The sequence below is a fragment of the Pseudoflavonifractor gallinarum genome (genome assembly GCF_014982855.1).
GTDB classification, from domain to species: Bacteria; Bacillota; Clostridia; order Oscillospirales; family Oscillospiraceae; genus Pseudoflavonifractor_A; species Pseudoflavonifractor_A gallinarum.
On sequence record NZ_JADCKF010000005.1, the window covers coordinates 196,179 to 206,608 of the forward strand.

The 10,430-nt window shown below is 60.3% G+C and carries 10 protein-coding genes; 9 read left to right on the forward strand and 1 reads right to left on the reverse strand.

The window, feature by feature from the left end; genetic code table 11:
• The first annotated feature begins 230 nt into the window (after positions 1 to 230).
• From INF37_RS07375 to INF37_RS07415, 9 genes are all read left to right on the forward strand, one after another.
• Positions 231 to 2,498: a choice-of-anchor I family protein gene (locus INF37_RS07375; RefSeq protein ID WP_193537433.1), complete on the forward strand. Its 2,268-nt coding sequence runs from the start codon at positions 231 to 233 to the stop codon at positions 2,496 to 2,498.
• Positions 2,499 to 2,835: 337 nt separating this feature from the next.
• Complete coding sequence (locus tag INF37_RS07380; protein ID WP_193537435.1) at positions 2,836 to 3,576, forward strand: sigma factor; 741 nt, start codon at positions 2,836 to 2,838, stop codon at positions 3,574 to 3,576.
• Complete coding sequence (locus INF37_RS07385; protein ID WP_193537437.1) at positions 3,573 to 4,535, forward strand: anti-sigma-I factor RsgI family protein; 963 nt, start codon at positions 3,573 to 3,575, stop codon at positions 4,533 to 4,535. Before INF37_RS07380 ends, INF37_RS07385 begins: the two co-directional genes overlap by 4 nt.
• 171 nt (positions 4,536 to 4,706) lie before the next feature.
• Positions 4,707 to 5,981 (forward strand): PepSY domain-containing protein, encoded by a 1,275-nt coding sequence (locus INF37_RS07390; RefSeq protein ID WP_193537438.1) that lies wholly within the window; start codon positions 4,707 to 4,709, stop codon positions 5,979 to 5,981.
• A complete protein-coding gene (locus INF37_RS07395) occupies positions 5,941 to 6,660 on the forward strand; it encodes a polyphosphate polymerase domain-containing protein (RefSeq protein ID WP_235964252.1) in 720 nt (239 codons plus the stop codon). Before INF37_RS07390 ends, INF37_RS07395 begins: the two co-directional genes overlap by 41 nt.
• A 28-nt stretch (positions 6,661 to 6,688) precedes the next feature.
• The gene (locus INF37_RS07400) at positions 6,689 to 7,363 is read left to right on the forward strand and encodes a DUF4956 domain-containing protein (protein WP_193537440.1); all 675 of its coding nucleotides are present in this window, start codon (positions 6,689 to 6,691) and stop codon (positions 7,361 to 7,363) included.
• 4 nt (positions 7,364 to 7,367) lie between these two features.
• Positions 7,368 to 8,840: a CotH kinase family protein gene (locus INF37_RS07405; protein WP_193537442.1), complete on the forward strand. Its 1,473-nt coding sequence runs from the start codon at positions 7,368 to 7,370 to the stop codon at positions 8,838 to 8,840.
• A gap of 310 nt (positions 8,841 to 9,150) precedes the next feature.
• Positions 9,151 to 9,366: a M48 metallopeptidase family protein gene (locus INF37_RS16005; protein WP_193537444.1), complete on the forward strand. Its 216-nt coding sequence runs from the start codon at positions 9,151 to 9,153 to the stop codon at positions 9,364 to 9,366.
• 70 nt (positions 9,367 to 9,436) lie between these two features.
• Positions 9,437 to 9,727, forward strand: coding sequence for a DUF6809 family protein (locus INF37_RS07415; protein WP_193537446.1), 291 nt, complete (start codon positions 9,437 to 9,439; stop codon positions 9,725 to 9,727).
• A gap of 8 nt (positions 9,728 to 9,735) precedes the next feature.
• Here INF37_RS07415 and INF37_RS07420 read toward each other — a convergent pair.
• Positions 9,736 to 10,430: hypothetical protein (locus INF37_RS07420; RefSeq protein WP_193537448.1), on the reverse strand; the 695-nt coding region annotated here is incomplete at its 5' end.

Consider the following 10,430-nt stretch of genomic DNA (forward strand, 5'->3'; position numbering starts at 1 on the left):
ATGAAGTTCTGCCGGATGACAGGACCGCCATGTGTCCTTTTCAGCCTCGCGGGAAGATTCTCACCATTGCTGCAGGCGGCATTTCATCACGAAATCGAAGAAGAAAAGGGTTTGCCGCGAGAATTTTACATATCCCTTCTTTCGGATTTTACAACGGTGAGACTATACTAAATTAAATTGGAAGAACCCCCCGTTCCCTGTCCAAAATAAAATCCGCAGGAGGAAGCAATATGAGAAAAATAAGACGGCCGGCGGTCATTGTCCTGGCCCTGGCACTCCAACTGGGCGCTGTGGTACCCGCGGCCGCGGCGAGCACCAGCCCAACCGCCGGGTATGAAAACGGCAACACCCCCTTGAACCTGACTCAAATTGCCCGGTACACATCCGGCCAATTCAATGTGGACGGCGGTGTTATGGAGATCGTGGCCTATAGCCAGGCCAACGGCTTCGCCTACGCCATCAACGGTCAAAGCGGCCTGCTGGCAGCTATCCCCCTGAATAACCTTACCGCCGGTACCGGCGTGGTCCAGCTCAGCGGCACGGATATCGATGTCAAAGCCCTGGTGGAGGCGGCAGACAGCTCCTTCTGCTACGGGGACATGACATCGGTGGCTGTCTCCCCGGACAAAACCACCTTGGCTGCTGCCCTTCAGGCAGAGGGGTACAACGATGCCGGCCGGGTGGCTCTCTTTACCTGCAATGGGGATGGCTCTCTGACCCTGAAGGGGCTGGTAGAGACGGGCGTGCAGCCGGATATGGTGACCTTTGCCGACAACAACACCGTCCTCACCGCCAACGAGGGCGAGCCCCGGGAGGGCTACGGGGAGGGGATCGCCGACCCCAGGGGCTCGGTCACCGTAGTGAACGTATCCGCCCTCACCAGTGAAGTGGTGGGCTTTGACACCTTCGATGCCCAGCGGGACACGCTGGCCGCTTCCGGTGTGGTGCTGAAGAAAGGCGTGGCCCCCTCCACCGACCTGGAACCGGAGTATATCGCAGTCTCCGGCAGCAAGGCCTATGTTACCCTCCAGGAGAACAACGCCATTGCTGTACTGGACCTGGCCTCCCGGACCTTTGACGGGATCTACTCCGCAGGCTTTGAGGACTATAGCGTCACCCCCGTCGACGTGGACAAGAAGGACGACGCCTATGCACCCAAGACCTATGGCAGCCTGATGGGTATTCGGATGCCCGACGCCATCGCCGCCTTCCAGGCGGACGGCCGCACCTACCTGGTCACCGCCAATGAAGGCGACGCCCGGGAGTGGGGCGACGAGGATCTTGGCACCTTCTACCTCAATGAGGACGAGCGGGACTTCGGCGATGAGGGCGCCGCCTCTCCCACTGGGGCCATCACAGCAGAGAACTCGGACCTCACCGGTAAAGTGGTCTTCTTCAAGTCCGAGGACTTTGACGGACTGGACAGCAGTAAGGACTACCTCTTCGGCGGCCGCACCTTCACCATCTACGAGGTCCGCGCAGACGGCATCACCGAGGTTTTCACCAGCGGAGATGACTTTGAGGCCCTCACTGCCCAGTATCTCCCTGACTACTACAACTGTTCCAACGACAACGCCGTTCTGGACGACCGCTCCGGTAAAAAGGGCTCGGAGGCCGAGAGTGTCACCGTGGGAACGGTGGATGGCCGCACCTATGCCTTCGTCGCTCTGGAGCGTACCGGCGGACTCATGGTCTATGATGTGACAGAGCCCACTGCCGCTCAGTATGTGAACTACATCAACACCCGTGATTTCTCCTCCGTGGTGGAGGGCTCCCAGGAGTACGAGGACGGAGAGCTGGACAAGTGGGTTACCGGAGGCGACGTGGCTCCCGAAGGCCTGCTGTTCCTGAGCGATTCTGCCAGCCCCACCGGCAAGGCACTGCTGCTGGCTGCCTGCGAGGTGTCCGGCACCGTGGCCGTCTACCAGGTGGGCGGCGAGGCGCTCTCTGTCCTGCCCTTCACCGACGTGGAGGAACAGGACGCTCAGGCAGTCCGCTATGTCTATGAAAACGGCCTGATGTCCGGCATCAGCGGGGATCGGTTCGACCCCAACGGAACACTGACCCGGAGCCAGGCAGTTGCGGCCCTGTGGGAACTGGAGGAGCGTCCGTCGGTGAACTATCTGATGAACTTTTCTGATGTGGACCCGGCGGCCAGCTATGGCGAGGCCGTCCGCTGGGCTGTGTCTGATGGAATCGCAGGCGGCTACGGCGGCGGTCTGTTTGGCCCAGACGATCCCATCACCCGGGAGCAGTTGGCTGTCATGCTCTACCGCTACGCTCAGTACAAGGATTATGACACCAACCAGAACGGCATGGCTATTGGAGCATTTGACGACTTCGCCCAGATCTCTGACTACGCAGTAGAGGCCATGACCTGGGCGGTAGAGGCTGGCGTGCTCACCGAAACTGCTGCGGATACCCTGGCCCCCGGCCAGACCGCTACCCGGGCACAGACTGCCCAGGCTCTGCTGGTACTGTCCCAAATGGCAGGCTGAGGAAAAAGCATAAAAACCGAGGCAGGAGGGAATCTTGTATCCCTCCGCCTCGGTTTTTTGTATCATAGGCCAGTTCCGCAGATTGGTGCGCCAGCGGAAGATTCCTCCTGTCCGGGTGAAGCGGCCCAAGCATGCTGTCCCCCCTTCCAGACAAACTTCCCCATGCCGTCTCTTTACATAGATTTGACATAAACTTGACACTGAGGTGGTCGCACGCCCGCCACACAGTTGCTAAACTTTACAATAGTTTTTTCTGCCCTTTGAAAATTCTGCTATGACCCCGAAAATCCGGCATCGGCTTCGTATCCTTCTGCTGGAGGGGGATGGAGGGATAGCAATGGTGCGCACAGAGCACGACATCGCGGCCCAGGTGCAGGCGGCCAAGACAGATTCGGAGGCGGCGGACGCCCTGATCCGTCAGTACATGGGATTCATCCGCTCGGAGACGGTAAAGTTTATCCACACCGCCCCGGAAAACGGACACGAGGACGAGCTGAGCATCGCCATGTTGGCCTTTTACGAGGCGGTGCTGGCCTACGAAAAGAACCGGGGCGCCTTCCTGCCCTACGCCGCCCGGGCAATCAAGAACCGGCTCATCGACCACTACCGGACGGAGAAGCGCCGCGGCAATGTGATTTCCCTCCACACCCCCCTGGGCGGGGAGGAGGACGGCGGCGAACTGCTGGACACCATCCCGGATGGGGCGGACCACGCGGAGGAGTATGCGGTGCGCACTGCCGACCGGCAGGAGATCCAGGAGTTCTCGGAGAAGCTGGCCCGGTTCGGGCTGACCTTCTCCGATGTGGCGGACAACTGCCCCCGGCAGGAGCGGACCTTCGCCGCCTGCCGCCGGGTGCTGGACTTTGCCCGATCCCGCCCGGAACTGCTGAAGCGGGTGGAGGACACAGGCAAGCTGCCTATGAATGAACTGGCGGTGGGCTCCGGTACGGATAAAAAGACCATGGAGCGGCACCGGAAGTACCTGGTAGCCATCCTGCTGGCCTTTACCAACGGCTATGAGATCATCCGGGGACACCTGTGCCAGATCGCCCCGGCGAAGGGAGGGAGCATGAAATGAACTATCTGGTGATGGAAGTGCACCCGGCCTATGCGGTGGTACTGGATGAGGAAGGCCGGTTTCTGAAGGCCGCCAACCTCCGCTATCAGGTGGGGGACAGAGTGGAGAACATTGTGGAGCTGCGCAGGCCGCAGGAGAAACGGCCCGCCCTGTGGAAGCCCCTGTCCGGCTTGGCGGGCCTGGCCGCCTGCCTCTGCCTGGTGTTCTTCGGCTATTACCAGCCCAATTTCACTCCCTACGGCGCGCTGCGCATCCAAATTAACCCCGACGTGGAGCTCACCCTCAGCCGCACCGACCGGGTGCTGGAGCTGGAGGGGCTCAACGATGACGGCCGGGTTTTGATCGAGGGCTATGACTATAACGGCAAGGACCGGAAGGACGTGACCGAGGAGCTGGTGGAGCGGGCCATTGACCTGGGCTACCTCTCCGGCGGGGAGACGGTGTCCATCACCGTCACCAGCTCCGACACCGATTGGCAGGCCCGGGAGGAGCAGGAGGCCCGGGAGGATCTGGAACAGCGGTACGGGGAGACCATCGTGATTCAGATCGGCGCCCCGTCAACCCAGCCGCCGGCCACCGAGGTGGTCATCCCGGTGACGCCGCCGGCCAGCAAACCGGATCCGGAGCCAACCCCCGGACCGGCAGTTCCCCCTGCTGACCAGGACGACACCGACTACGGTCCCGGCAGCGACGGGACGACCGGCTATCAGGACACCGATTACGGCCCGGAGGCGGACGGAATAACCGACTATGAGCCTCCCGACGACGGGGCCTACAGTGACGGCGTCACCGATTATGAGGACCGGGACGACGAGCAGGATGATGACGATTCGGATGACGACGATCCGGCGAATGAGGAGCCGGATGATGACGACGATCCGGAGGATGACGTCCCGGATGACGACGATGACGGCTGGGATGATGACGGGGATGACCAGGATGAGGACGAGGACGATTGAGGCAAAAAATTTTTCTCCGCGACCCCGATTTTCAAGGCCGGCCGCCGTATCCTCCCTGTGTAAACAAAAGAAAGAAAAAAATCAGTTTAGTGACCCCGGTTTTTAAACTGCAGCTCCGTAATCTAAAATCAGAACACAAAACCAAACACCATGTTCAAGGAGATGAAAGACATGAAACAGAACATCCACACCAAATTGTTTGCCCTGACCCTGACCACCGCCCTGGCCCTGACCGCTCTGACCGCCTGCGGGAACGGCGCCGGCACGGCGTCCCTCCCCGAGGCCCCCGGCACCAGCGCCCCCCTTCTGGAAGAGAGCGGCGGCGCCGTGGGCACTGTCCTGCTCAGTGTGAACCCGGAGATCGAGATGGACTATGACGACGCTGGCAACGTGGTGGCCCTCACCGGCCGCAACCAGGAGGCCCAGACCCTGCTGGCCTCCTACACCGGCTACCAGGGCCGGCCCTGTACCCAGGTGGTGGGAGAGCTGGTGGACGAGATCAATGCCCTGGGCTACTTCGACGCCACCGTGGGCGGCCACGAGAAGAACATCATCCTGAAGCTGGAGCGGGGCTCCGCCTATCCCAGTGACCAGTTCCTCAATGAACTGGCCGAGGCGGTCCGGCTGGTGGTGGAGACCGACCAGATCGGCTCTCAGCCCGTGACCCTGGACCAGGACGACTACGACGATGCCTACGGCGACAAGGGGTACATCAACGCCTCCGCCGCCCAGAGCATCCTCTCTACCCAGCTGGGCCGGGATGACCTCCAGTTTGTGGAGAAGGAATACGACCTGGACGACGGGGAGTACGAGGTGGAGTTCGTCCTGGACGGCGTGGAGTACGAGTATGAGGTAGACGCCTACACCGGCAAGGTCACGGAAATGGATGCGGAGTTCCAGGACTATGACGACACCGACTACGGTCCCGGCAGCGATGGAATCACCGATTACGGCGTGACTGATTACGACGATACCGACTACGGCCCCAACGCCGACGGCATCACCGACTATGACGACACGGATTACGGCCCCAACGCCGACGGCATCACCGACTATGACGACACGGATTACGGCCCCAACGCCGACGGCATCACCGACTATGACGACACGGATTACGGCCCCAACGCCGACGGCATCACCGACTACGACGACACCGACTACGGCCCCAACGCCGACGGCATCACCGACTATGACGACACCGACTACGGCCCCAACGCCGACGGCATCACCGACTATGACGACACGGATTACGGCCCCAACGCCGACGGCATCACCGACTATGACGACACGGATTACGGCCCCAACGCCGACGGCGTCACCGACTATGACGACACGGACTACGGTCCCAACGCGGACGGCGTCACCGATTACGAGGACACCGACTACGATGACCGGGACGACGACAATGACGACGATGATGACGACGATGACGGCTGGGACGACTGAGCCCCTCCGCCTGCGCCACGAGCTCAAGCACCAGATCGCTCCCCAGGAGGATCTGGTGCTTACCCACCGGCTGAGGAAACTCTTTCCCCGGGACGGTCACGCCGGGGCGGACGGCTCCTACCGGGTGACCAGCCTGTATTTCGACACGCCCTACGACACCGCTCTCCGGAAAAAGCTGGACGGGGTGGACCGGCGGGAGAAATTCCGCCTGCGGTACTACGGAGCCAGCCCCGCATTCCTCAAGCTGGAAAAAAAGTACAAGGTAAACGGACTGTGCGGCAAGCGTTCCGCCCGTCTGACCCTGCAGGAGGCGGAGCGGCTGCTGGCCGGAGAGGACGCCTTCCTTCTGGAGCGGGGGGAGCCGCTGCTGGCTGAGCTGTACCACAAGCTGCGGGGCACGCTGCTGCGGCCCAGGACGGTGGTGTGCTACGACCGGGAGGCCTTCCTGTACGCCCCCGGAAACGTCCGGGTGACCCTGGACCGAAACCTGCGTACCTGCGGGGACAGTGCCGGCTTCCTCTCCCCCGCCGGGTTTCCCCTCAAACCGCTGGACGGGGTGACCGTGCTGGAGGTCAAGTACGACGCATTTCTTCCCGACCTGGTGCGCCTGGCGGTCCAGACGCCGGACCGGCGGGCAGGGGCCTGTTCAAAATACGCCCTGTGCCGACGGTTTGACTAAATCAATACAGAAAAGGAGCGGCCTGCCCATGAACACCTTTCAGGATATCTTCAAATCCAGCTTTTTGGAACGGCTGGACGCAGTCTCCCTGCTGGACTCCGCCATCGCCCTGACGCTGGCCCTTTGCCTGGGCCTGTTCATTTTCCTGGTCTATAAAACCTGTTATGCCGGCGTCATGTACGCCCCCAGCTTTGGAGTGACCCTCATTGCCCTCACCCTGATTACCACCCTGCTGATTCTGGCGGTGACCAGCAACATCGTCCTCTCCCTGGGCATGGTGGGTGCCCTGTCCATTGTCCGCTTCCGCACCGCCATCAAAGAGCCCATGGACATCGCCTTCCTGTTCTGGTCCATCGCGGCGGGCATCGTGCTGGCGGCGGGGCTCATTCCCCTGGCGGTGGCAGGCAGTCTCTTTGTGGGCATTGTGCTGCTGGTGTTCTCCCGGCAGAAGAACGGGGAGTCCCCCTACATCCTGGTGGTCCACTGCACCGATCAGGATGTGGAGGGACAGGTGCGGGCCCTGGTGGAGGCGCGGGTGCGGCGGCTGAATCTGAAGAGCAAGAGTGTCTCGCCCGGCCAGATCGAGCTGAACTATGAGGTGCGCCTGCGGGAGGCTGACACGGCGTTTGTCAATGAGCTGGGGACCATGGAGGGTGTGGGAAACGTGGTGCTGGTCTCCTACAACGGGGACTACATGGGGTGATGCCATGATCCGCCACCGGTACATCAATTTTATCTGCGCCGCGGTGGCTCTGCTGGCCCTGGCCCTCACCGGCCTGCTCTGCTTCGGGGAGGCCCTGGGCCTTCCGGCTGCCAGCTCCGCGCCGGGGTACGCCTATCGGCTCTTTGACAACGGCCGCGTCCATACGGTGGATCTCCGGGTGGAGGATTGGGGGCAGTTTGTGGCGGAGGCACCGGCGGAGGCCTATGTCCCCTGCACCGCAGTCATCGACGGGGAGGAATTTTACCAGGTGGGTCTGCGGGCCAAGGGCAACAACTCCCTCCGGCTGACGGAGGAGTACGGCCTGTCCCGGTACAGCCTGAAGCTGGAATTCGACCACTATGTGGACGGCGGCAATTACTACGGCCTGGACAAATTTTCTCTGGACGCCTCCTTTCAGGACAACAGCTATCTCAAGACCTACCTGGTCTATGACATGATGGCCTTCATGGAGGTGCCCGCGCCCCTGTGCAGCTATACCTGGGTGACGGTGAACGGCCAGCCCTGGGGGCTGTTCCTGGCCATTGAGGAGCCGGAGGAGGCCTTTGCCCGGCGGAACTTTGGGCCGGACCACGGCCAGCTCTACAAGCCGGACTACCGCTCCCTCCGGGCGGAAAACGCCGACGTGGCTCTGAGGTATATCGGCGATGACCCCGGGAGCTACCCCAACCTCTTTGACAACGCCAAGTTTGACGTGGATGGGGCGGACCAGGCGCGGCTCATTGAGGCCCTGCGGGTACTGTCCACGGGGGAAAACCTGGAGACGGCGGTGAATGTGGACCAGGTGCTGCGGTATTTTACCGTCCAGGTGTTCGTCATGAACTGGGACAGCTATCTGGGCCACACCGGGCACAACTACTTTCTCTATGAGGAGGATGGGATGCTCTCCATCCTGCCCTGGGACTACAACCTGGCCTTCGGCACCTATGCCCTGGGGATGACCGATCCCATCCGGGACCCCAATGTGCTCCTCAACTGGCCGGTGAACACCCCCGCACGGGGTGAGGTCATGCTGGAGCGGCCCCTGTATCACAACCTGATGAAAAACGACGACTATTTTGCCCGCTACCACGCCTATTTCCGCCAGCTGCTCTCGGAGTACTTCCAGAGCGGCCGGTATGAGGCGGTCATCCGGCAGACCCAGGCCATGATCGCCCCCTATGTGGAGGCGGACCCCACCGCCTTCTGCTCCTATGAGGACCACCTGCTGGCGGTGGACACCCTGCTGGAGGTGTGCCGCCTGCGCTGGGAGAGCATCCGGGGGCAGCTGGAGGGGCGCTATCCCATCACCCTGTCCCAGCAGGCGGAGCATCCCGGCGCCGGGGTGGATGCCTCCCATTTGGATCTGCGGGCGCTGGGTGATTTTGACGACCTGGAGGCCGCCAAGGGACGGCAGGACAGGGCCATGGCGATAGCAAACACAAGAAGGAGACGGCTCATATTGTCAGCTGCTCGGTAAATAATTGCTTGGGTTTTCGATAAGAAGCTGGATAAAGATTCTAATCCCGGCAAGTATGATACATCGGCAACTGGTCATGTTTTTGTCGGTAAAGGTCCGATGAAGGCGGCAATTTGTGAATTGTCGGAGAAATTAGGGATTTGTGCAGCCCCGGAACAGCTACAATTTGTGATGAAATTCCGCTATCACTATGAGGATCGCTGCGAGAAGGAAAGGGGATTGAAGCTGTTTTTTGACATCATTGATATCCCGTATTTGATAAATATCGCGTGCTGATTTCAGTGTTCCGAATTCGAAATATAGTGAAACGATGGGCATCTCATTTGCCCCAAAGGGGATTGTTACACTGGATGAGAGGCTGTTAGAAGCTCTGTTCAACTGTATCGAATATGTCGTGATGCATGAGTTCTGCCACTTCGTTCACCCAAATCATTCTAAGCAGTTCTATGCGTTCTTAACGATGCTGATGCCGGACTGGAAACAGAGGAAAGAGACCCTGGATAAAAGCGCAACTTTCTGGTTGTAAAATATCCGCAAAGAACTGGCTATTTTCCTTAACCTGTGCTATTGTGTCTTGCTACAAGGAGGCGGGGCACATGAACGAAACTTTGAGATTGCTGTACGACAAATTCTACACCCCTCTGCCTATGGTGGAATCCGAACAGGAAGTTGAGACCTGCCACCGGCAGCTCATTGAGCGGTTGGACAAGCCGGAGCGTAAACTGGTGCTGCAGATCATCGACGCCCAGAACCTGATGATAGAGCAACGCTCCGTGGACAGCTTTATCTGCGGATTCCGTCTGGCGTGGGAAATGGCATACGAACTGAATCACTTTGAGATAGACAGGCATCCATCTTCGGAAGAAAAGGCGGAGATGGATGCCTGATTCTATCCCTACTGAATGGCAAGGGTGCCGCCCAACCGATACCGACACAGTCCAAAGCCAGTTTCGGAGCGCTCCAGAATGATCTCCGGGATCTGTTTCAGATACTTCCGCCCAAAGCTGGTGGTTCCGAAGTACGCGTCGAAGTTGGCCACCGGAAGCACCACCCAGTCGGAATCCTCCGGCTTGTTGGCGAGGTAGTAGGACACCATCGTCTCCACCATCTCCACGGGAACCCCCTTGGGCGTGAGCGCGCGGAGTTGTTCTACTAATTCAGGCGGCAGTGACCGCTCCTCATCCCGAAGCGGCCCCAGCTCCAGCGCCTGGGCCAGAAAACTATCAAACCGCAGGCCCCACTGTCCCTTAGTGGTGGGGGCGAACAGGGGGATCTGCATCTGAATCACCTTGTCCCGCCAGGCCCGGTCAAAGCCTTTCTCAATGGCAGCACACTTTTTCTGGGCGCTGCTGGATACCCGTTCGGGATTTTCCCGCACAAAATCCACCACCCGATGCACATGTCTATGGAACCACCCGCTGCCGTTTTTATCCGCAAGGCCGGGAAACTCCCCATGGAGTTTTCCAAAATCACTGCCGAACTGCCACGCCTCCCGGGGCGTGGCTTTTTTGTTGTCCGGCACACTGCACCAGGCGCATAAGCCCCGCTTGGCATAGTCGATGCGTTCCCGGGGTGCTTCGGTGGAGCTGC

Coding starts and splice junctions, on each gene's coding strand:
- INF37_RS07375 (WP_193537433.1), top strand. CDS start 231: ATGAGAAAAATAAGACGGCCGGCGGTCATTGTCCTGGCCCTGGCACTC.
- INF37_RS07380 (WP_193537435.1), top strand. CDS start 2,836: ATGGTGCGCACAGAGCACGACATCGCGGCCCAGGTGCAGGCGGCCAAG.
- INF37_RS07385 (WP_193537437.1), top strand. CDS start 3,573: ATGAACTATCTGGTGATGGAAGTGCACCCGGCCTATGCGGTGGTACTG.
- INF37_RS07390 (WP_193537438.1), top strand. CDS start 4,707: ATGAAACAGAACATCCACACCAAATTGTTTGCCCTGACCCTGACCACC.
- INF37_RS07395 (WP_235964252.1), top strand. CDS start 5,941: ATGACGACGATGATGACGACGATGACGGCTGGGACGACTGAGCCCCTC.
- INF37_RS07400 (WP_193537440.1), top strand. CDS start 6,689: ATGAACACCTTTCAGGATATCTTCAAATCCAGCTTTTTGGAACGGCTG.
- INF37_RS07405 (WP_193537442.1), top strand. CDS start 7,368: ATGATCCGCCACCGGTACATCAATTTTATCTGCGCCGCGGTGGCTCTG.
- INF37_RS16005 (WP_193537444.1), top strand. CDS start 9,151: ATGGGCATCTCATTTGCCCCAAAGGGGATTGTTACACTGGATGAGAGG.
- INF37_RS07415 (WP_193537446.1), top strand. CDS start 9,437: ATGAACGAAACTTTGAGATTGCTGTACGACAAATTCTACACCCCTCTG.